Here is a 21,417-nt window from a genome sequence, read left to right on the forward strand (position 1 = left end):
ACTTGACCGTGCACCGCCGGTCAACGGGCGCAGGCGAAACTCGCCGCGCTGGCCGAATCACCGCCGCGATACCAGGGCCGGCCCGGACAGGTGCACCAATCGGCTACCCACCGGCTGCCGCAGCCGGCGGATCCGGGCGGACGAGCGCACCGCCTACACCAGCCCATCGGACTGACCGCAAATCACGGAAGCAGGCCCGCCCCGCCGGCTTTCGTGCCGGCGAGGCGGGCCCGCAGACCGCCGCCACGTGCCGATCAGGCGGCCGGCCCCCCGCTCCTCGACCGTGCGCCGCCGGTCAACGGGCGCAGGCGAAACTCGCCGCGCTGTCCGGATCGCCGCCGCGGTACCGGGGCCACTCCGGATAGGCGCACAGCGGCCGGGTTCGCTGGTGGGCCAAGTCGGTGACCACCTGACCCGCCGGGGCCCGGCCGTCCTCGACCCACCGCTCGAGGGCCGTGAGCGAGTCCCAGCCGGCCGCGAACGCCGGTGTGCCGAAGTTGGCGTGGTTGGCGCCCGGCACGACGTAGTACCGCAGGAACCCGTCGGTCGTCCGGGGTCCCGCCATCGAGCGGACCCGCTCGTAGTAGTCGCTCGTCGAGTACGGGGAGACCAGCTCGTCCGCCGCGCCGTGCAGGAGGATCAGCTTGCCGCCCGCGCGGGCGAACGGGCGCAGGTCCGCGTTGTTGCGGTCCTCGATCGACGACAGCGCGCTGATCCGGCCGAGCCACTTGCCGGGGCGCCGGGGATCGATGTCCAGGGCCCGGTGGGCCGGATCCCGGGTCAGGAAGTACTTGACCCACTGGTCCCAGTACTGCATCCCGTACCCGCTGGTCACCGGCATCGGGTCGGCCGGTGCGGTGGTGCCGAAGCCGAGGAACGGCGTCCGCATGTCCGCCCCCGACAGGAACGGGAAGCCCGGGTACTCCGTCTCGCCGCTGGCGATCCGGTACGGCCAGCGGAACGGCGACGACATGGCGGTCACCGCCCCGATCTGCGGGTCCGACAAGCACGCCGGGCCGGTGTCGGCCCCGCCCGGGCAGCGCAGCACACGCGGATCGAAGCGGCAGCCTCCCGGGTTCGAAACGACTCCGTCGGTCACGCCGTCCAAGCCGTCGCACGCCTTGATGACGCTGTCGTAGAGCAGCGTCTGCTTGGCAGGGTCGGGGAAGGCGCCCGGGCGCGAGAGGACCTGCGTCAGGTAGCCGAGGTCGAGGATCTCGGCCATGTTGTTCCAAGCCGGGTAGGCGGAAATCACGCCGTCGAACGCGGACGGCCAGCGCTGGGCGACGACGAGTGCCTCGCGGCCGCCGGTCGAGCCGCCGGCGAAGAAGACTTCGGTGGGTGCCGCCGCATACGCACGCCGGATGAGGAACAGGCTCGCGTCGCGCGTCTTCTTCAGCGCGTCGCCCGCGGCGAAGTTGATCAACGCCTCGTCGTTCGCGCCGAACGACCCGTCCAGCGACGGCGGGGACGCCGGGTTCTGCTGGTGGCCGGAATCGCTCGCGAAGGTCGCGTAGCCCCGGGCCAGCGGCGTCGGCCGGTCGGCGGGGCCGAACGGCACGTTCGCCGCCACGTCGGGGATCGTGCCGTTGTACCCGCCGCCGCCGAACATCAGCGCCTTGTGGTTCCACGCCAGGGGCAGGGCGACGCGCAGCTTGATGTCCGGCGCGGCCGGGTCGACGGGGTGGAGCTCGGCGTCGACCCGGCAGGATTCACCGGGTACGACGGAAACCGCGGTGACGAGCCCGCCGGTCGTCGGCAGGCTCATCACGGACGCCGGAATCCGCAGTCCGGCCAGGCCGGCGCAGTCCGGGGCCGCCGGAGCCGCGGCGGCGGTCGCGGGTGCGGTCGCCGCCAGCACCAAGGCCGCCGTCACGGCGAGCCGGAGCGTCTTCCTCATCGGAGCCCCTCCGCGTCGGACGGCCGGTGGAGGTGCGCGCCCGGGACCGCGTCCGGGTCGGCCCGGACCTCGGCCGGGTTCGTCTCGGGCAGGAACCACGCGCTGGCGAAGGTGATCAACCCCATCACCGTGATGTAGACGGCGACCGGCCACGTGCTCCCGGTCCCGGCGATCAGCGCGGTCATCAGGAACGGCGTGCCACCGCTGACGATGATCGCGGACAGCTGGTAGGCCAGCGACGCGCCCGAGTAGCGGACGTTGGGTGCGAAGAGCTCGCCGAGGAAGCTCGCGATCGGGCCGTAGGTGAGGCACTGGAACACGAATCCCACCGCCACCGCGACGAAGATCAGCGGCAGGGACGCGGTGCCGACGAGCCCGAAGTACGGGAACGCCCAGAGGGCGACGCCCAGGCCGCCGATCAGGATCAGCGGGCGGCGGCCCACCTTGTCCGAGAGGTACCCGGACCAGGGAATGGCCGCGAGCATCGCCGCGGAACTGAGCAGCACCACCGCGAGCAGCGAGTCACGCTGGAGTTTGAGGGTGCCGGTGCCGTAGCTGAGCAACCCGGAAATGCTGACGTAGAAGAGGCTGTTGGTGGCCGACAGCAGCCCGCAGCCGAGCAGGATGGTCCCCCACTTGCTGCGCAGGACCTGGGCGATCGGCGCCCGGACCACCGGGCCGTCCTGGTCCGCCACGGCTTCCTGCAGCCGCCGGAACTCCGGCGTGTCCTCCACCTTGGCCTGGATGTAGAGCACCACCCCGAACATCACGACGCTCAGCAGGAACGGGATGCGCCAGCCCCAGCCGAGGAAGGCGGCGTCCGGCATCAGCCCGCTGGTGGCGACGAAGATCAGGTTGGAGACGATCACGGCCACCGGCACGCTCGTCTGCCCGAAGGTCCCGGCGAAGCCGCGCCGCTTCGGACTGGCGGATTCGGTCAGCAGCAGCACGATGCCGCCCCACTGCCCGCCGGTCGCCAGGCCCTGGACGAACCGCAGGATCACCAGCAGCGTCGGGGCCAGCGCGCCGACGCTCGCCGCGGTGGGCAGGCAGCCGATGAGGAAGGTCGCGGCCCCCATGACCGCCAGGCAGGCGACGACCACCGGCTTGCGCCCGTACTTGTCCCCGAGGTGCCCGGCCAGCACCCCGCCGATCGGCCGGGCCACGAACCCGGCCCAGAACGTGCTGAAGGCCAGCAGGGTCCCGGTCAGCGCCGAGGCGTGCGGGAAGAACACCTTGGGGAACACCAGCGCGGCCGCGGTGCCGTAGAGGAAGAAGTCGTACCACTCGATCGAGCTGCCGACGAGCCCGGCCGCCAGCAGTTTGCGGAAGGCCCGGCGCGGGGTCGCGGGCACGGCGGTGCCGGACTGCCCTTCGGGTTGGGTGAGCGGAATGGCCATGGATGCCGCCTTCGTCGAGGAGGTCAGGCAAGTGCTGGCGGTGATGGTAGGGCGCCGTTACGCTGCGGGCTGAGGTGTGGACCACCCACTCCTCCCGCCGCAGCGGTGGGTCTTTCGCCCACCCGATGCCGAGGAGGAAGACACTGTGACGAGTGCGGCGGAACCGCGCCGGCAGCGCGAACTGGCGTCGTTGTACGCCACCGTCAAGTCGCTCACCGCCCTCGGCGAGCTCGACGAGGTGCTGCAGTCGATCGTGCACCACGCCCACGACCTGATCGGCACGGACTTCACCTACCTCTCGCTGGTCGGTGCGGACGGCCGGTTGTCGGCCCGCGCGTCGGAGGGCACGATCTCGGCGGAGTTCCTCGCGGCGGCCATCCCCGCCACGGTGGGGCTCGGCGGCAAGGTGCTGGCCTCCAAGAGTCCGCACTGGGTGCGCGACTACGCCACCTCGACGCTGATCCAGCACGACCCGAACTTCGACCGGCTGGTCGGCACCGAGGAGCTGGTCGCGCTGCTCGGCGTGCCGCTGGTCATCCGCGGGGAAGCCGTGGGCGCGCTGTTCGCCGCGGACCGCTCCGAACGCTCGTTCCAGGCCGAGGAGATCGCGCTGCTGAACGCGTTCGCCGACCACGCCGCGGTCGCCCTCGACAACGCCCGCCTCTACGAAGCGAGCCGGACCGCGCTGCGGGAGCTGCGGGTCGCGTACGGGAAGATCGAGCGGGCCCAGGCGATCCACGAAGCCCTGACCGGGGTCGTGCTGGACGGCGGCACCCCGCGCGAGGTGGCGCAGCACCTCGCCGATCAGCTGGGCGGCAGCATCACGCTCCTCGACCGGGCCGACAGTCCACTCCGGACGGACCTGGCGGGCGCCGTCGACGCCGCCCGCCGCACCGGCCGCTGCACGACGTCGTCCGGCACCGACGGGACCGACCGCAGCGTGGCGGCCGTCCAGGCCGGCGACAGCTATCTCGGCGCGCTCGTGTGGAGCCGGCCGTCGGGCACCGGCGACGACACGGACCTGCGGACCCTCGAGCGCGCCACGCACATCCTCGGCCTGCTCATCCTCAAGGAGCGGGCCGTGGCCGAGGCCGGCGAGCGGCTGAGCGGCGAGCTGCTGACCGAGCTCATGCTCGGCAGTCCCGGGATCGGCCCGGCGCAGCGCGCCCGCGCCCGGGCCCGCACCATCGACGTCGACCGCCTGGACCTGGTCCTGGTCGCGGACTCCCCCGCGGTGCCGCCGGGCGACCTCGCGCGGCACCTGCACGACGTCGCCCGGGAACGCGCCGGGCTGGCCGGCGAACACCTCGGCCGGGCCACGATGATCCTGCCCGGCGCCGACGACGAGGCAACCGTCGCAGAGGTCCACACCAGACTGCGGCGGACGCTGGGCGGTCCCGTCCTCGTCGTCGGGGAACGGGCGGCCGGCCACGACTGGGCCCGGGCGTTCTCCCTGGCCGGGCGCTGCGGCGCCGTGATGCGCGCGCTCGGGCACACCGACGGCGGGGCCACCACGCGTCAGTACGCCTTGTACGCCATGGTGTTCGACCCCGAGCGGGCCGGCGAGCTCGACCGGTTCCTGACCGGCTCGATCGGCGCGCTCCTGGAGTACGACCGGCGGCGGGGCACCGATCTGGTCGGCACCCTCAGCGCCTACTACGTCCACCGCGCGAACGTCGCCGCCACCGCCCGCGCGCTGCACCTGCACGTCAACACGCTGCTCAAGCGCCTCGACCGGGCCGGCACGGTCCTCGGCTCCGACTGGCGCCACGAGAACGACCTGGAGCTGCAGCTCGGGCTCCGGCTGCACCAGCTGCGGGCCGTCACGTCCTGAGGCGGTTCAGCCGACTCTGACCGAGTCGCGCAGGGCGGTCTTCGAAATCTTGCCGGTGCCCGTCTTCGGCAAGGCGGGCACGAAGACGAACTCGTCGGGCAGCCACCACTTCGCGACCATCGGCGTGAGGTGCGCCAGCAGTCCCTCGGCTCCCAGCGCACTGCCCTGGCGCAGCACGACGTACGCCACCGGACGTTCCATCCACCGCGGGTCCGGCCGGGCGATCACCGCCGCCTCGACGACGTCCGGGTGGGCCGCGATGGCACCCTCGAGCTCGACCGAGGAGATCCACTCGCCACCGGACTTGATCAGGTCCTTCATCCGGTCCACCAGCCGCAGGTAGCCCTCGGCGTCGATGGTGGCCAGGTCGCCCGTGCGCAGCCAGCCGTCGTCGGTGAAGCTGCCGTCGGCGGGCACCCGGTAGTAGCCGCCCGCCACCCAGGGACCCGCGACCTGCAGCTCACCGACGGCGTCTCCGTCGCGGGGCAGCTCGCGACCGGTCTCGACGTCGACGATCCGCACGTTCACCAGCGGCAACGGCTGGCCCTGAGCGGCCCGCACGGCCACCTGATCCGCCGCGGGCGCGTCCCGGTGCTGGGTGCGCGTGCCGCCGATCGCCCCGACCGGGCTGACCTCCGTCATCCCCCAGGAGTGCGTGATGGGCACGCCGATCGCGGCGCGGTAGGTCTCCGACAGCGCCGGCGGGACGGCCGAGCCGCCGCCGAGCAGGAACCGCGTGGCGCTCAGGTCGTGGTCCCGCAGCCCGGGGGCCATGCTCGTCCAGACCGTCGGGACGGCGCCGGCGACCGTGACCCGCTCGGCCGCCATCAGCCGCAGCAGGTGGTCCGGGTCCGCCGACGGGCCGGGCAGCACCAGGGAAGCGCCCGTCAGCATCGCGCCGTAGGGCAGGCCCCAGGCGTTGGCGTGGAACATCGGCACGATCGGCAGCACGACGTCGCTTTCGCACAGGCCGACGAGACCCGCGGCGAGCGTCCCGAGGCCGTGCAGGACCGTCGAGCGGTGGCTGTAGAGCACGCCCTTGGGCGGCCCGGTCGTCCCCGAGGTGTAGCACAGCCCGGACGCGAGGTTTTCGTCCGCGAGCGTGAAGGTGTCCTCGAACGAGCCGGTGAACGGCGGCGCCGCGGACACCAGGTCGTCGTAGTGCCGGACGCGGGGGTCCTCCGGGATCGGCTCGTCGCTGTCGTCCGGCAGCACCACCCAGTACCGCACCCGCGGCAGGCGTGCGGCGCTCGGCCAGATCCGCGGCAGCAGCGCCCGATCGACGAACACCACGTCGTCTTCGGCGTGCTCGACGATGTACTCGAGGTGCTCCGCGGGCAGCCGGATGTTGATCGGGTGCAGCACCCGCTTGGTCACCGGCACGGCCAGGTAGAGCTCGAGGTGCCGGCGGTGGTTGCTCGCGAAGGTCGCGACCCGGGCGCCGGCCGGGACGCCGAGGGCGTCGAGCGCGGTGGCGAGGCGCCGGGTCCCGGCGGCCACCTCGGCGTACGTCAGCCGCTCGCCGCCGGCCGTGACGACTTCCTTGTGCGCGTAGAGCCGCTCGGCACGCTCCAGGATGTGGGCGAGGGTGAGCGGCCGTGGCTGCATCAGCCCGTCCATGGCGCCTCTTCCGGTCGGGGGATCTTCGGGTCGCGAGTGACTTTAAGAGCGGTCTCCGCGGGGAAGAGAGGTCAGAACCGCCCACTCGTCCGCCCGCCCCGGTGGTGATCACCTCCACGTCGGGGGCCGTTGCCCGCCCCGGACAGCGATCGTGGATTTTCGGGCAGCGGGGTGCGGGTACCACCGGGGCCGGGTCCGGCGCTGCTAATTTTGGGCCAACACTCGGTGAAAAGAGGGTGGTTCCGTGGCGAACCCGCTGGTGGCGGAGACGAAGGATTCCACGAAGGCGTATTCGGGCATTTCGCTGCTGGAGTCGGCGAACGACCTGAAGTCGGCCATCGAGAGCGGGGACTGGGCGTCGGTGGCGCTCGGGGCCGTCGGGACGGCGCTGGATGCGTTGTCGATGGCGATGGACCCGTTCGGGGCGATCCTCGCCGCCGGGGTCGGCTGGCTCATGGAACACGTCGGCCCGCTCAAGGAAGCCCTGAACGGTCTCACCGGCAACGCCGACGAGATCGCCGCGCAATCCGAGACGTGGAAGAACGTCGCCGCCGAGCTGGGCAGCATCGGCGAGGACCTGACCGGCATGGTCAAGGCCGACACCGTGTCCTGGACCGGGAACGCCGCGGACACCTACCGGCAGCGTGCCCAGGACACCGTGACGCTCCTGGAAACGGCGCAGAAGGGCTGTGAAGGCGCGTCCAGCGGGGTGAAGACCGCGGACGAGGTCGTCGCCGCGGTGCGCGCCCTGGTCCGGGACATCATCGCGGAGCTGGTCGGGCACCTGATCAGCTGGGCGCTGCAGGTGCTGTTCACCCTCGGCATCGGCCTGACCTGGGTCGTCCCGCAGGTGATCAACGCCGTGGCGAAGACGGCGTCGAAGATCGCCGACCTGGTGAAGCGGTTGGTGACGGCGCTCAAGGCGCTGATTCCGCTGCTGAAGCGGGCCGGGGATTTGTTCGCGGATGCGGCGAAGGCGTTGCGGAAGATCAAGCCGGGCAAGGCCGCGCCGCCGCCGAAGCACGCCGACATCAAGGGCGGACCGAAAGACATCGGCGGCCCCAAGGGCAAGGGCGGCCCGGACGGACCACCGCCCAAGACCGACCCGCCACCCAAGACCGACCCGCCGCCGAAGGGCGACGACAGCACCAGCGCGGCGGGCGCGAAGGCGGACCCGCCGCCCAAGACCGACCCGCCGCCCAAGACGGATCCGCCCCCGAAGAGCGACCCGCCTGCCGACACCCCGCCGCCGCCGAAGGACGGCCCGCCCGGGGGCACGCCCAAAGGCGGCCCCGACGGCGGTGGCAAGCCGAAGGGCGACCCCAAGGGCGACGGCCCGCGCGACCGCGCGGTGCCGGACGGCAAGAAGGTCTGCGTCTCCGACCCGGTGGACGTCGCCACCGGCGAGGTGGTGCTGAAGCAGGTCGACCTGACGCTGCCGGGCGCCGGGGGCGACCTCGAGCTGTCGCGCACGCACCTGTCGGCCTACCGCGCCGGCCGGTGGTTCGGCCGCTCCTGGGCGTCCACACTGGACCAGCGGCTGGAAGCCGACCGCGAGCACCTGCGGTTCTTCGCCGAGGACGGCATGGTCCTCGTGTACCCGCGGCCGGACGGCGACCGGCCCGTGCTGCCGATCGACGGCCCGCGCCACCCGCTGCGCCGGACCGCCGAGGGCTACCGGCTGTCGGCGGGCGGCCGTGACCTGGTGTTCGCGGCCGGCCCCGGCCGCGTGCTGCCGCTGACGGTCATCGAGCAGGGCGGCTCCCGCACGACGATCGAGCACGCCGAGAGCGGGGCGCCGCGGCTGCTGCGCCGGGACGACGGCACGGAGATCAGCGTCGAAGCCGGGTCCGGGCGGATCACCGCGCTCGGCGTGCCCGGTGGCGCGCCGGTCGTCCGGTACGGCTACAACCGGCTCGGCCAGCTGACCCAGATCGCCGGGTTCACCGGCCGCCCGGTGAACCTCGACTACGACGTCGACGACCGGATCGTCGGCTGGCAGGACCGCACCGGCACCTGGTACCGCTACGTCTACGACGCCGAGGGCCGCTGCGTCCGCAGTGTCGGCGCAGAGCGCTACCTCAACGGCGCCTTCGCCTACGACACCGAGGCCCGGACCACCCGGCACACCGACGCGCTCGGCCACACCTGGACCTACCGGATGAACGAGGCCGGCCAGCTCGTCGAGCGGACCGACCCGCTCGGGAACACGCGCCGGTACTCGTGGACCCGGTACGACGACCTGCTCTCACAGTCCGACGAACTCGGCCGGATCACCTTCTACGGCTACGAAAACGGCGTGCTGACGACGGTGACGCGGCCGGACGGTTCCGAGGTCCGGCTGACCCCCACCGGGACCGGCGAGGTGGAACTGCGGGCCGGTGCCGCGCGGGCCGTCGCCCCGGCGGCCGATCCCTACGCCGCGCTCCCGGGCGTCTCCACCCGGTTGCGCGTCGACGGCCCGGCGGACGTCCTCGGCGACGAGCCGGTGATCACCGCGGCGGCGCGGCCGGGCGACCGCGACCCGTTCGGCCGGCCCCGGCTGGTGCACACCGCTTCCGGCGGCGCGGCCCGGCTGGGCTGGACGGCGGAGGGACAGCGCGCCTGGCGGATCGGCCCGCACGGCGAGCGGGAAAGCTGGCGCCACGACGGCGAGGGCCGCGTCGTCGAGCACCGCGACGCCACCGGGCGGACGACCCGGCGCACGTACGGCCCGTTCGGCCTGCCGATCGAGGAATTCGACGCCGCCGGCGCGCGCACGACCTACGGCTACGACGCCGAACTGCGGCTGATCGCCGTGACCGATCCGGCCGGCCGGACCTGGCGGTACACCTACGATCCCGCCGGGCGGCTCGTCGAGGAGACCGACTTCGACGGGCGCCGGCTGACCTACGCCTACGACGAGGCCGGGCAGCTGCGGCGGATGACGAACGGCCTCGGCGAAGTCACCGAGTACGCCTACGACGCGCTCGGCAACGTCGTCGAACGGCGGACGGCGACCGGCGTCACCGGGTACGCCTACGACGCGCTGGGGCAGCTCGAATACGCGATCAACAACGAATCGGTCCTGCAGATCGTGCGCGACGAACGCGGGCGGGTGCGCGAAGAGACCCTCAACGGCGTCGGCGTGCGCTGGACCTACGACGCCGCGGGCGTCCACCGCACCACTGTGTCCGGTGTGGACAGTGAGTGGCGCTACGACGGCGACCTCCCGGCGTCGCTGCGGATCGCGGGCCACGAAATCGCGTTCGAGTACGACGAAGCCGGCCGCGAAACCACTCGGGCGGTCGACGGCGAAGTGGTACTGCGCCAGGTCTTCGACGCCGCGGACCGGCTCGGGGAGCAGACGATCGCCGGCGTGGGCCGGCGCGGCTACACGTACACGCCGGACGGCCGGCTCGCCGCGATCGACGACGCCCGGCCGGTCCGGTTCGGGTTCGACCAAGCGGGCCGGGTCACCGAGGTGCACGCGCCCGAAGTCGTCGAACGCTTCGCCTACGACGCGGCGGGCCGGCTCACACCGCCGGCCGGCACGCGGTACCGCCACGACCCGCAGGGCCGGGTGACCGGCCGGGTGCGGCCCACCCCCGCCGGGCCGGCGGAGTGGCGGTTCGTCTGGGACGAGCTGGATCGGCTGGTCGCCGTCATCGCCCCGGACGAGTCGTTCTGGACCTACCTCTACGACCCGCTCGGGCGGCGGTTCGCCAAGCGGCGCTGGGTACTCGGCGAGGACGGTGCACCGCGGCAGACCGCCGAGACGTGGTTCGTCTGGAGCGGCGGCGAGCTCGTCGAGGAGATCGAGCTGACCGGCGACGGGCAGTCGCGGGTGCTGACCTGGGAGCGGCACCCCGGCGACGGCAGGCCGGTGGTCCAGGTCGAGCAGCGGGGTGCCGAAGTGCGGTTCCACACGGTGGTGACGTCCCCGGCCGGCACGCCGACCGAGCTGCTCGGGCCGGACGGAAGCCTCGGCTGGCAGGCGCGGACGGGCTTCTGGGGCGAACTGCTGCCGTCGACCTCCGGCACCGCGCCGACGCCGCTGGCCTTCCCGGGCCAGTACCGCGACGCCGAGACCGGGTTGCACTACAACGTCTACCGCTACTACGACCCGCACACGGGCCGGTACCTGAGCCAGGACCCGCTCGGCCTGGCCGCCGCGCCCGACCCGGCGGGGTACGTGGCGCAGCCGCACCTGCAGAGCGACCCGCTCGGCTTGGTGCAGAGCCCCTGCGGCAAGACGGGCGGCCCGAAGGCCCCGGACAACCCGGCGGGCGGCGGCGACGCGGCGAAGCTCCCGCCGGGGGCCAAGAAGCCCGACGGCCTGGCCGAGTTCCGCGACCCGGACGGCAAGGTCCGCCCGCACAACATGACCGACGAGCAGTACGCCAAGTTCTCGAAGAAGTGGGACGAGATGATGAAGCCGGGCAAGGACAAATCCTGGTTCTGGTCGGGCGGCCACATCAAGGACAACGAGTTCTCCCCCACGCCGGTGTACGGCAAGAAGCCGGACGGCTCACAGGCGGACCACCCCTACTACGACCCCGTCAGCGGGAAGTACACGACGGAGACGAAGTACCACGGCTCGATCGAGAACCCGGCGATCGACATGGCGAAGAAGAAGGGCGGTAACACCCTCGAAGGGATCCTGAAGGACAACGGCGTCGAGATGCCCCAGTTCGCGGACAAGCATCCGAACGGCGAAAAGGTCTGGAAGGACGCGTCGAAGGCCCTGGCGCACAACGCCGAAGGCGACGTCCACATCGCCCTGCCGAACACCACCGGCAAGACCAGCGGCTGGGCGCACCAGGGCGACGACATCGCCTCCCGCCGGCCCGACAACGTCTTCGACATGGACGAGTTCCCGATCCTCCGCCACAACCCGAAGGTGGACAAGGTCATCGCCCACGACGCCGACTTCCCGGATGCGCCGCCGGTGGTGATCTGGGACCGCAAGACCCGCTGACCGAGCGCCAACAGGCCTCACCCGTGATTGGTGAGTCATCACGCGTGATCAGGAGGTCATCACGCGTGATCAGAGGGACGACACGCCGACCTCGGCCGGCTCACCGTGTCGTCCCTCCAATCACGCGTGTCGTCCCGCCAATCACGGGTGATGACCCTTCGATCACGGGTAGGGGCGGTTGAAGCGCGGCGGGACGAAGCTCAGGTACCGGCCCGCGACGCCGTCCACCGCGGCCGAGAGCGCGTTCATCGTGCGCGGGGCGGTGTCCGGCCAGTGGCCGGTGCGCAGGCGGGTCAGCATGCGGTCGATCGCCGCCTGTTGTTCGCCCGTCGTGTACGTGCAGTGGCCCGCCGTCTGGACGTACGTCTGCCGGAGCCGGGACTCGGTGCCCGTCCGGCGGGCCAGCGAACCGTACGACTGCTGCTGGGCCACCGTCGAAATCTGGTCGCCCGTGCCGTTGACCGTCAGCACCGGGATCCGCAGTTCGCCGGTGAACACGATGCCCCGCTCCAGGTAGCGGACGGCGGCCGGGTCGGCGGGCACCCGGGGTGCCGCGGCGAGGCGGCCGAGGTCCGCGGGCAGGTCGAGGCCCGCGCGTTCGTACAGCCGCCGCACGGCGTTGCGCTGCTCCGGTGCGGCCTCGGCGAGTTGCCGCGCGTAGTCCACGCCCGTGTTCCAGGACGGGTTCCCGCCCGCCAGCTGCTCGATCGTCCGGCGGCTGCTGACCGCCTGCCCGAGGTACGGCAGCGGGCCACCCGCCAGCGCCAGGTACATCCCCTGCTCGACGCCGTCGACGTCGTGGTCGGCCGGCACCGGCGTCGGCGAGCCGTCCGGCGTCAGGCCCCAGCCCGGCAGCTGGCCGATCGCCGCCGCGAGCGCGATGCGTGCCTTCCCGGCGGCGCTCGACTGGGCCGACGCCACCGCCGTGAGCCACTGCTGCTGCGTCCCCGGGACGTCGGCCGGGATGCCGGTCACCGGGAGGGCGGCATCGGGGAACAGCAGCGTTTTCAGCGTGAACACCGTGTCGAGCTTCTGGTTCCACTGCCCCACCGCGCCGCCGAGGCCGCCGCACATCGGGATCGCCGCGGCGAAGCGGCCGGGGTACACCTGAGCCACTCCGGCGGCGACCATCCCGCCCATCGAACGGCCTTCCGCGATCGCGTACCGCGCCCGCCCGAACGCGGCTTCGAAGCGGCCGAGCGCCTCCGCCTGGTTGTCGATGGCCCGTGCGATGTTCCAGCTGCTGATCGTGCGCGTGGTGCCGCCCACCGCGTAGCCGCGCTCCAGCAGGCTCGCGGTGAGCGGGCTCGTCAGGCCGCCCGCGGCGAAGTCGAGGTCCACCAGCACGGCGCCGTTCCACCGGGCGGGCTTGGCGAAGGTGTACGGCGTGCCGTCGGCCAGCTGCCCGGCGGTGCACCGGGCGGCAGAGCTGCCCAAGACCGCACACGGCTGCTCCGCCGCGCGGGCGGCCGTGGGCACCCCCGCCGCCAGCACGATGGCCAGGGCCAGTCCGCCCCGGAGTCTCCTGTTCATGACTCGCTCCTTCAGAAGTTCTTGGCGGTGACGGTCCAGCCCGGCGTGACGCACAGGCCGCAGCCCGCGCCGAGGAAGTAGCCACGCGCGGTGCGGTTGCCGTTGAGGGTGAAGTCGAACCAGGCGACCAGCACCCGCACGGCCTCCTCGCGGACGCTCGGGTCGGGATTGCCGTCGCGCTGGCCGTAGACGAAGCCGGTGTGGCCGGCCGCCGGGTTGGTCGCCCGGACCGCGGGCACGGTGACGAGGTCGTAGTTCTCCCCGCTGTTGGCGTAGGCGACGTCGTTCGGGCCGCCGTCGACGAACAGGGTGGGCGTGTGCAGCTTCCGCAGGTTCTCCCGGCCGTAGCCGAGGGTGCCGTCGGCGAAGAACCCGCTGTCGAGCGACAGCACCGACTTCACCCGGGGATCCGCGCCGGCGACGAGGGCTTCGATGCCGCCGCAGGAGTGACCGGCGACGCCGATCCGCCGCGTGTCGAGCTTGTTCCGCAGTGCGCTCCCCCGGCGGCCGTTTTCCCGTTCGGCCCAGGTGATCGCGTCGGTGATGACCGCCGGCTCCGGGGAGCCGTTCTCGGTCAGGGCGGGTTCGTCGAACCCGCCGATCGCCACGACGACGAACCCGTGTGCGGCGAGCAGCGTCTCGAGGGTCAGCAGCTCGTCGTTGCTCGTGTGCCGGCACGCGCCGTTGCCGAACACCACGACCGGCAGGCCGCCGCGCACCCGATCCGGATCCGCGGGCCGGTAGACGGTGTACTCGGCGGCGTAGTCCCCGGTCCGGGCCGCGGCCTCGCGCACCACCGGGTGGAACACCGCGGACGCGGGCGGCGCGGGCGGCCCCGCGGCTTCCCCCTCGGGAGAAGCGGGAACGACCGTCGCCGTGACCGCGACCAGGGCCGTCGCCGCCGCGACGAGGACAGGTTTCAACCAGGCCATCGAAAGTCCTTTCCGGAGGGTCACCCGAGTTCGCCGAGCCACGCGCTCATCCGCGCGGTCAAGCCGGCTCCGGTGCGGGCGTCGACGTTGTCCGCGTGCAGTTCCAGCACCGGGATCCCCGCCGCACGCAGGGCACGGGTGGTGAAGTAGCTGCCGCGCGCGTCGTCGGAGACGAGGTGCACGACGCCGTCGACGCCGTGGTGCCGCGCCTCCTTGACGTACCACTCGGCCGACCACGGCGGGGTGTAGAGCTGGTCGCCGAAGGCGGCGAAGCGGGCGGCCAGTGCGCGCAGCGGGTCGTCACCGTAGCGCAGGTAGCCGTCCGCGGCGATCGCGAGGTACATGGACCAGACGAAGACCGCGCCGTGCGAGTCCTGGAACCGCCGGTAGAACTCGAGGTCGAACCAGAGCCCGCGGCCGACCCACATCAGCCGCAGCCGCTCGCCCGGGCACACCGCGACACCCGCGTCGACGCGGTCGCGCACTTCGTCGTGGAAGGCGCGGGCGGCGTCGCGGGCCCACTCGGTGCCGCGGTGCCACTGGGGCACCATGACGCTCGGGATGCCGTCGGTGACGGCGATCGGGCACGGCCGGGCGGCGGCGATCAGGTCGCGGGTGCGGCGGTTCCACTCCTGCTGCTCGTTCACCAGCGCGAGGACTTCGCGGAACCGCGTCTCGGAGAACACCCGGCCGGTGGTCTGCTCGAGGAACCGGATCAGGCCGGTCAGCTCGCCGGTCAGCAGGTCGAGCCGGTCGCTCCCGATGGCCTCCTCCCAGCGGTGCGGCATCAGCTCCCACCACCGCTCCGGCACCTCGTTCTCGGCCGCGCTCTCCAGGGGGTAGTAGGTGACGCCGGGCTGCGCGTCCCAGACGTCGAAGATCTTGCGGGACGCGTCCCCGGTCGTCTCGCCGAGCACGATCGACGGCTTCGGCAGCCCGCCCCACGGCGCTTCGCCGGGATCGTCTTCGAACGCCGACGCCAGTGAAGTCGCGCTGTACTGCTCGATGTAGTCCGGGTAGCCGCGTTCGCGCAGCAGGCCGAGGTAGCGCTGGGTCTGGCGTTTCGCCGCGACGATCGAAGCCCACCACTGGTTGACGACGTACGGGATCCCCATGGCGCGGAAGATCTCCTGGGGTGCGTCCGCGTTGACCAGGGCCAAGGGACCCTCGGCATCGCGCAGCCGGGTGAACCACTCGCGCTGGTACGCGGTCGCGGTGGTCGCGGACGCCAGCCGGGCCGTCATACCGCCGCTCCTGCCGGGATCAGCGCCGCCAGCGCTTCGGACGTCAGCTCGCCGTAGGGCTGACGCTCCGCCAGCACCGCGCGCAGGCCCGTCGCGGCCCGCTGCTCCGGGAAGTCCCACGGCGGCGCGTCGTCGTGCACGCGCGCGTAGGAGAACAAGATCTCCGCCCCGCAGGCGCGGGCGGCCGCGGCGGTGTGCGCCGCGCGTTGCCGGATCGACGCGCGGGGCGCGGCCGGGCCGTTGTGCTGGTAGCGCTCGGCCAGCGCGAGTTCCGTCGGCGCCGCGCAGGTGCGCGCGAAGAGCAGCTCACCCCAGTCGTGGTCCTCCCCCACGATGAAGAACCCGTTGCGCTCCAACGTTTCGTACACACCGGGGGTGTCGTGGGAACTCCCGGTGAGGAAGAGCCGCACCCCCTCGACCTGAGCTGAGTCGACAGCGAGCACGTCCTCGACGAGCGCGATGGCCTCTTCGACCGGCACCGCGGTGGTCGCCGCGACGACCTCGAGGAACCGGGTACCGCTCAGCCGGTTCGCCCGGCGCAGGGCGGCGGCCCGGCCGAGCGACCGCCGCAGGGTGTCGTGCGCGGTGATGGCCGCGGCGAGGTCGTCGTCCCCGATGCGGCGCCACTGCCCCAGCCACTCGCGCAGCTGCGCGATCTTCGCGTGGACGTACCGGGTGGTCGTGTGGTGCGGCAGGTGCAGGACGTCCACCAGCCGCACCGGCGGCAGCCGCAGCCCGGGCTCGACCCGGTGCAGCTCGCGCAGCGCGTAGAACAGCCGCAACGACGCTTCACAGTCACGGGAGACGACGACGGCTTCGAGCGGCCCGTAGTCCCCGGTGAGGATCCGCGTCAGGATCGACCGGGCGACCGGGTCCACCCCGCGGCCGAGGTAGCGGTCGCCGAGCGTGCTGTCTTCCCCCGGCTTCCCGGCCAGCCGCAGCGGCCGCAGCCCCGCCGCGGTGATCAGCTCGACCGGCACGTCCGCGCCGACGTACCCGGCGGCCGGGAGCTCCGGGGCGCTCAAATCACCGCCTCCGCCACCAGGTCGGCCAGCTGCTGTTCGGTGTAGCCGAGCAGTTCCCGGTAGACGTGCTCGTTGTGCTCGCCGAGCGCGGGCGCGGGCCGGTCGAGGCCGACGCGGGCGGCGGAGAAGCGGATCGGCACCCCGGTCCCGGCCAGGTCGGCGACGTCCCCGTGCCGCGGGTGCCGCAGCGGCACCACTTCTTCGCGGGCCAGGACCAGCGGATCCCGCACGGCCTCGCGCGGCTCGCGGACCTCGGCCGCCGGGACGCCTTCGGCGGTGAACGCGGCGAGGATCTCGGCCAGTGGCCGCACCCGGCACCACTCGCGGATCAGCCCGTGCAGTTCGTCGGCGGCCCGGACTCGCTGGTCGCGGGTGCGGTAGCGGTCGTCCCCGGCCAGGTCCGGGCGGCCGATGGCCCGGAGCACCCCGTGGGCGAACGCGTCGGTCGGCGCGCAGAGCGCGACGTACCCGTCGGCCGCGGGCAGGATGCCGAACGGCGCCAGGCGCGGCACCATCGACCCGGTGCGCTGGGGCAGGCCGACCGCTTCGAAGGCGTCGAACGGCTCGCAGGCGACCAGCGAGGTCAGCGCGCCGAGCATCGACACGTCGACATGCTGGCCCTCGCCGGTGTGCTCGGCCTGCAGCAGCGCCGACACCGTGCCGACCACGGCGAACAGCGGCGCGAGGAGGTCGCCGATCGGCAGCCCGAACCGGACCGGGCCCTCGTCGGGCTCGCCCGCGGTCATCATCACGCCGCTCAGGGCCTGGATGATCGAGTCCATCGCCTTGCCGGACCCCGGCCCGCCCTGGGCGCCGAAGCCGCTGATCGAGGTGTAGACGAGCCGGGGGTTGAGTTCGCGGACCCGCGCGTAGGAGATGCCGAGCCGCTCGGTGACGCCCGGGCTGTAGTTCTCGACCAGCACGTCGGCGTCGCGGACGAGGTCGGTGAACACGGCGTGCGAGCGCGGGTTCTTCAGGTCGAGGGTGACGCTGAGCTTGTTGCGGCCGCGCAGCAGCATCGACACCGAGAGATCGTCGTCGTGCCGGCGGCCCAGGTTCAGCCCGTCGCGCCCGACGTAAGGCGCGTTGTTGCGCGACGAATCGCCGCCCGTGGCCGGGTTTTCGACCTTGATCACGGTGGCCCCGAGCCCGGCGAGCAGCAGCGTCGCGTACGGCCCGGCGAGCGCGGTGGTCAGGTCGATGACGGTGCGGCCGGCCAGTGGCTGGTCGGTCATGCGGGAACCCCCTCGGTGAGATCGACGAGCACTTCGGTGCCGCGGGTGGTGAACCGGCCGTTGAGGTTCGCGCCGCGGGTGATGTCCTCGATGTACTTCGCCACGGCATCGCCTTCCGGTGTGCCGCCGACCGGGACCGGACGCCCCTGGTCGTCGACCCAGCAGGGGACGAAGCCCGCCTCGCGCAGCCCGGACTCGTCGAAGCGGCAGAAGGCGATGGCGGTGTTGCGGCTTTCGGGGTGGAACGGGAAGAACGGCATGGCCGGATCGGGCGCGAAGCCGTACAGCTTCGTCCGCCGCTCGGCCCACGCGCGCAGTTCGTCCGCGCCCACGCCCGCCCCCGGTGTCAGGGCGTGGGTGACGGTGGCGAAGTTGCCGAGGCCGTGGAAGATCGGCCGGCCCCGGTGGACTTCGATGCCGCGCATGATGTGCGGGTGGTGGGAGAACACGGCGTCGGCTCCGGCGTCGACCGCCGCGCGGGCGACCGGGCTCTCGTACATCGCGACGACGACGGGCGTGTGCCCGACGCCCTTGTGCAGCGACACGAGCACGACGTCGGCCTCGGCACGCAGGCGGCGGACGTCACCGGCCATCGCCTCCAGGCTGTCCGGGTCGGCGAAGGTGTAGATCTTCGGCGGCCCGCCCGGGCTGGCGTGGTCCAGCTCGTAGTGGGTGAGGACGTGGACGTACGCGCAGCCGGGCTTGCGGGAGGTGGCCCACGAGTCACGCGGGCCGACGCAGTTGTACGACAGCACGCCGATGCGCAGGCCGCCGCGGTCGACGATCGCCGGCCGCCGCGCGTGCGCCAGGTCCGGCCCGGCTCCGGCGGTGCCGAGCCCCGCCGCCCGGGCGTGGGCGATCGTGTCCGCGAGCCCCTCGTCGCCGGCGTCGCAGATGTGGTTGCCCGCCAGCGTGACCACCGCGAACCCGGCGTCGGCCACGGCCTTCAGCGCGGCCGGGTCGGCCGGTGGGGCCGGGACGTCGGTGCTGCGCTGGACCGTCGTCGTCGAGTGCGGGACTTCGACGTGCCCGATCGCCAGGTCCATCCCCCGCAGCACCGGCGCGGCCGGGGCGAGGAAGGACGCCGGTTCCGGCTCGTCCAGGATGAGGTCGCCGACGGCGCCGACGGTGATCACGAGACACCCTCCGATGTGGACAGATGACGGGAGAGGAAGGCCCGCAGCCGATCGGTGCGGGGCCGCGCGAACAGCTCCTCCGGCGGCCCTTCCTCGACGATCCGGCCCGCCTCCATGAACACGCACCGGTCGGCCGCCTCGCGGGCGAAGGCCATTTCGTGGGTGACCACGACCATCGTGGTCCCCGCCGCGGCGAGGTCCCGCAGCACGGCCAGGACCTCGTCGACCAGTTCGGGGTCGAGTGCGCTGGTCGGTTCGTCGAACAGCATGATCCGCGGCCGGACCAGCACGGCCCGGGCGATGGCGACCCGCTGCTGCTGCCCACCCGAGAGCTGCCGCGGGTAGTGGTCCTCGCGCCCGGCCAGGCCGATGCGCGCGAGCAGCTCCCGCGCCTCGGCCTCCACGGTGGACCGATCGCGGCCGTGCACGCGGATGGCCGCGTCGGTCACGTTGCGCAGCACGGTGAACTGCGGGAACAGGTTGAACTGCTGGAAGACCATGCTCATCCGCCGCCGCTGGGCCGCGATCCGCCGCTCGGTGAGCGCCCGCAGGCCGCCCGGCGTGCGCCGGTGCCCCAGGAGCTCGCCGTCGAGGTACATCGCACCGCCGTCGAGGGGCTCCAGCTGGTGGACGCAGCGGACGAGCGTCGACTTGCCCGACCCGGACGGCCCGATCACCACGACCGACTCCCCTTCACGCACGTCCAGGCTGACCCCCGCGAGCGCGGTCACCGGCCCGAACTGCTTGCGGACGGCGTCGAGACGCAGCACCGGGGCGGTCACCGGGCACTCCGGTGGCCGCGGGAGAACCGGCGTTCCAGCCGGCGCTGCCCGGCCGTCAGCGCGGTGACGACGACGAGGTACCAGAAGCAGGCGACCAGCAGCATCGGCACGATCTCGTAGGTGCGGTTGTAGATCGCCTGCACCGAGTGCAGCAGGTCCGACATCGCGATCACCGACACGAGCGCGGTGCCCTTGAGCACGTTGATGAACTGGCTGCCCGCCGGCGGGATGATCACGCGCATCGCCTGGGGCAGCACGATCCGCAGCAGCGTCTGGCCCGGCGGGTAACCCATCGCGCGGGCCGCGTCACGCTGGCCGGGGTCGACCGAGGACACCCCGGCGCGGAAGATCTCCGCCAGGTACGCCGATTCCACCAGCGACAGGCCGAGCACCGCGGCGGTCAGCGGCGTGATGACGGTGTTGGCGTCCCAGCTGCCGAACACCGGGCCGAACGGGATGCCGATCGACAGCCGGGGCAGCAGGTAGGCGAGGTTGAACCAGAAGATCAGCTGCACCAGCGGCGGGATGCCGCGGAAGAGGCCCACCCACAGCGTCGCCACCCACCGCGCCGGGGCGAACCCGCTCAGCTGCATCGCCGCGACCACCCCGCCCGCCAGCGAGCCGAGCACCATCGCCGCGACGGCGAGCAGCACGGTGGTGCCCAGGCCCGCCAGGACGCTCTTCTCGAAGAGGTACTTCGCCACGACGTCCCACTGGAACCGGGAATTGCCGGCCAGGAACACGACCAGCTGCGCGGCCAGCACCGCCAGCACGAGCACGAACAGCCAGCGCAGCGGCCGGAAGCGGCCGCGGGCTTCGGCCACGTCGTCGCGGGCCGCCGCCGTCTCCTCCACTGTGGACACGGCGGTCATTTCGCGGAGGCCACGTCGAACAGCGGCTGCGGGACGGTGACGTCGGCCAGGCCCCACTGGTGCATGATCCGGGTGTAGGTGCCGTTGCGGAACAGCTCCTCGAACGCCTTCTGCAGCACCGGGCCGAGCTTGGCCGACTTCGGCGTGTAGAGCGCCAGGTTGTCCTTCGTGGCGCCCTGTTCCTCGGTCTGCGTCACGTATTCGTACTGCCCCTTCTGCTGGGTGGTCACGTCGATCGCGGCCGCCTGGGTCATCCCGGCGGCTTCGGCGCGGCCCGACTTGGCGGCCAGCAGGGTGGCGTTCGTGTCGTCGAGCCCGACCACCTGCACGGCCGCCTTCCGTGAGCGTTCACAGAAGGCCGACAGCTTGGCGAGCTGCTCCTCCACGACGCTGGCGGTGACCACCGCGACGCGCTTCCCGCACAGGTCCGCCGCCTGCTTGAGGCCGGCGGCCGAGCCGGTGGGGATCACGTAGGAGGTGCGGGTGGTCATCCACGTGACGGTGTCGAACTGCTTCTCCCGCTCCGCGGTGGCCTTGACCGGCCCGTTGAAGGCGTCGTACCGGCCGCTGAGCATGCCCTGCAGCGCGGCCGGGAGCCCGCTGACGACGGCGATCTCCGTGCGCACGCCCAGGAGCTGGCCGAGCGCCTGCTGGAAATCGTGGTCGATGCCGGTGACGGACTTCCCGTCCGGCCCGACGGTGCGGTACGGCGGGTGCGAGTCGCCGGCAAACCGGAGGACACCGGCGTCCTTGACCGCCTGCGGCAGCTGGTCGTGCAGCGCCGGGAGGGCGGTGAGAGCGGCGGCGGACGGAGCGGACGCCGCCCCGTCGTCGACCGTGCACCCGGCCAGCGCGAGCCCCGCGGCGGCCACGGCGAGCGTGCTTCGACGCCATTGACGAAGTGAGGAACCCATGTCGTTTTCTTCCTGCGGGGGCCGTCCCGA

The 21,417-nt window shown here is 72.8% G+C and carries 14 protein-coding genes; 2 read left to right on the top strand and 12 right to left on the bottom strand.

The features are described from left to right. Positions 1-295: 295 nt before the first annotated feature. Positions 296-1,900: a tannase/feruloyl esterase family alpha/beta hydrolase gene (locus AB0M30_RS11385; RefSeq protein ID WP_364582735.1), complete on the bottom strand. Its 1,605-nt coding sequence runs from the start codon at positions 1,898-1,900 to the stop codon at positions 296-298. After that, positions 1,897-3,300: an MFS transporter gene (locus AB0M30_RS11390; protein WP_364582737.1), complete on the bottom strand. Its 1,404-nt coding sequence runs from the start codon at positions 3,298-3,300 to the stop codon at positions 1,897-1,899. The genes AB0M30_RS11385 and AB0M30_RS11390 overlap by 4 nt, the downstream gene beginning before the upstream one ends. Before the next feature lie 145 nt (positions 3,301-3,445). On the opposite strand from AB0M30_RS11390, the gene AB0M30_RS11395 reads away from it, so the two are divergent. After that, entirely contained in the window at positions 3,446-5,134 is a 1,689-nt protein-coding gene (locus AB0M30_RS11395; RefSeq protein ID WP_364582739.1) for a GAF domain-containing protein, read from the top strand. Between the two features lie 6 nt (positions 5,135-5,140). Here AB0M30_RS11395 and AB0M30_RS11400 read toward each other — a convergent pair whose 3' ends face one another. Continuing rightward, positions 5,141-6,754, bottom strand: coding sequence for a long-chain fatty acid--CoA ligase (locus AB0M30_RS11400; protein ID WP_364582742.1), 1,614 nt, complete (start codon positions 6,752-6,754; stop codon positions 5,141-5,143). Positions 6,755-6,998: 244 nt separating this feature from the next. Here AB0M30_RS11400 and AB0M30_RS11405 point away from each other — a divergent pair, with 244 nt between their 5' ends. Further along, a complete protein-coding gene (locus AB0M30_RS11405) occupies positions 6,999-11,714 on the top strand; it encodes a DUF6531 domain-containing protein (protein WP_364582745.1) in 4,716 nt (1,571 codons plus the stop codon). Between the two features lie 162 nt (positions 11,715-11,876). Here AB0M30_RS11405 and AB0M30_RS11410 read toward each other — a convergent pair whose 3' ends face one another. From AB0M30_RS11410 to AB0M30_RS11450, 9 genes are read right to left on the bottom strand one after another with little or no spacing between them, the layout of a single operon-like run. Then, positions 11,877-13,247: a DUF6351 family protein gene (locus AB0M30_RS11410; protein ID WP_364582748.1), complete on the bottom strand. Its 1,371-nt coding sequence runs from the start codon at positions 13,245-13,247 to the stop codon at positions 11,877-11,879. Positions 13,248-13,258: 11 nt separating this feature from the next. After that, entirely contained in the window at positions 13,259-14,179 is a 921-nt protein-coding gene (locus AB0M30_RS11415; RefSeq protein ID WP_364582751.1) for a hypothetical protein, read from the bottom strand. Between the two features lie 20 nt (positions 14,180-14,199). Next, complete coding sequence (locus AB0M30_RS11420) at positions 14,200-15,423, bottom strand: 2-hydroxyacyl-CoA dehydratase family protein (RefSeq protein WP_364582754.1); 1,224 nt, start codon at positions 15,421-15,423, stop codon at positions 14,200-14,202. Continuing rightward, positions 15,420-16,448 carry a 2-hydroxyacyl-CoA dehydratase family protein gene (locus AB0M30_RS11425; RefSeq protein WP_364582756.1) on the bottom strand — a complete coding sequence of 343 codons (1,029 nt, stop codon included), beginning with the start codon at positions 16,446-16,448 and terminating at the stop codon, positions 15,420-15,422. Before AB0M30_RS11425 ends, AB0M30_RS11420 begins: the two co-directional genes overlap by 4 nt. After that, positions 16,445-17,683, bottom strand: coding sequence for a CoA transferase (locus AB0M30_RS11430; RefSeq protein WP_364582759.1), 1,239 nt, complete (start codon positions 17,681-17,683; stop codon positions 16,445-16,447). Before AB0M30_RS11430 ends, AB0M30_RS11425 begins: the two co-directional genes overlap by 4 nt. Continuing rightward, complete coding sequence (locus AB0M30_RS11435) at positions 17,680-18,819, bottom strand: CapA family protein (RefSeq protein WP_364582762.1); 1,140 nt, start codon at positions 18,817-18,819, stop codon at positions 17,680-17,682. Before AB0M30_RS11435 ends, AB0M30_RS11430 begins: the two co-directional genes overlap by 4 nt. Further along, positions 18,816-19,601: an amino acid ABC transporter ATP-binding protein gene (locus tag AB0M30_RS11440; protein ID WP_364582764.1), complete on the bottom strand. Its 786-nt coding sequence runs from the start codon at positions 19,599-19,601 to the stop codon at positions 18,816-18,818. Before AB0M30_RS11440 ends, AB0M30_RS11435 begins: the two co-directional genes overlap by 4 nt. Continuing rightward, positions 19,598-20,473 carry an amino acid ABC transporter permease gene (locus AB0M30_RS11445; RefSeq protein ID WP_364582767.1) on the bottom strand — a complete coding sequence of 292 codons (876 nt, stop codon included), beginning with the start codon at positions 20,471-20,473 and terminating at the stop codon, positions 19,598-19,600. The genes AB0M30_RS11440 and AB0M30_RS11445 overlap by 4 nt, the downstream gene beginning before the upstream one ends. Further along, the gene (locus AB0M30_RS11450) at positions 20,470-21,387 is read right to left on the bottom strand and encodes a transporter substrate-binding domain-containing protein (RefSeq protein WP_364582770.1); all 918 of its coding nucleotides are present in this window, start codon (positions 21,385-21,387) and stop codon (positions 20,470-20,472) included. The genes AB0M30_RS11445 and AB0M30_RS11450 overlap by 4 nt, the downstream gene beginning before the upstream one ends. Positions 21,388-21,417 lie beyond the last annotated feature (30 nt).

Source organism: Amycolatopsis sp. NPDC051716 (assembly GCF_040681595.1).
GTDB lineage: Bacteria > Actinomycetota > Actinomycetes > Mycobacteriales > Pseudonocardiaceae > Amycolatopsis.

What these genes read in the sequence shown, in the direction of transcription:
- AB0M30_RS11385 (WP_364582735.1), bottom strand. Translation starts at nt 1,900, where the DNA reads ATGAGGAAGACGCTCCGGCTCGCCGTGACGGCGGCCTTGGTGCTGGCG.
- AB0M30_RS11390 (WP_364582737.1), bottom strand. Translation starts at nt 3,300, where the DNA reads ATGGCCATTCCGCTCACCCAACCCGAAGGGCAGTCCGGCACCGCCGTG.
- AB0M30_RS11400 (WP_364582742.1), bottom strand. Translation starts at nt 6,754, where the DNA reads ATGGACGGGCTGATGCAGCCACGGCCGCTCACCCTCGCCCACATCCTG.
- AB0M30_RS11410 (WP_364582748.1), bottom strand. Translation starts at nt 13,247, where the DNA reads ATGAACAGGAGACTCCGGGGCGGACTGGCCCTGGCCATCGTGCTGGCG.
- AB0M30_RS11415 (WP_364582751.1), bottom strand. Translation starts at nt 14,179, where the DNA reads ATGGCCTGGTTGAAACCTGTCCTCGTCGCGGCGGCGACGGCCCTGGTC.
- AB0M30_RS11420 (WP_364582754.1), bottom strand. Translation starts at nt 15,423, where the DNA reads ATGACGGCCCGGCTGGCGTCCGCGACCACCGCGACCGCGTACCAGCGC.
- AB0M30_RS11430 (WP_364582759.1), bottom strand. Translation starts at nt 17,683, where the DNA reads ATGACCGACCAGCCACTGGCCGGCCGCACCGTCATCGACCTGACCACC.
- AB0M30_RS11445 (WP_364582767.1), bottom strand. Translation starts at nt 20,473, where the DNA reads ATGACCGCCGTGTCCACAGTGGAGGAGACGGCGGCGGCCCGCGACGAC.
- AB0M30_RS11450 (WP_364582770.1), bottom strand. Translation starts at nt 21,387, where the DNA reads ATGGGTTCCTCACTTCGTCAATGGCGTCGAAGCACGCTCGCCGTGGCC.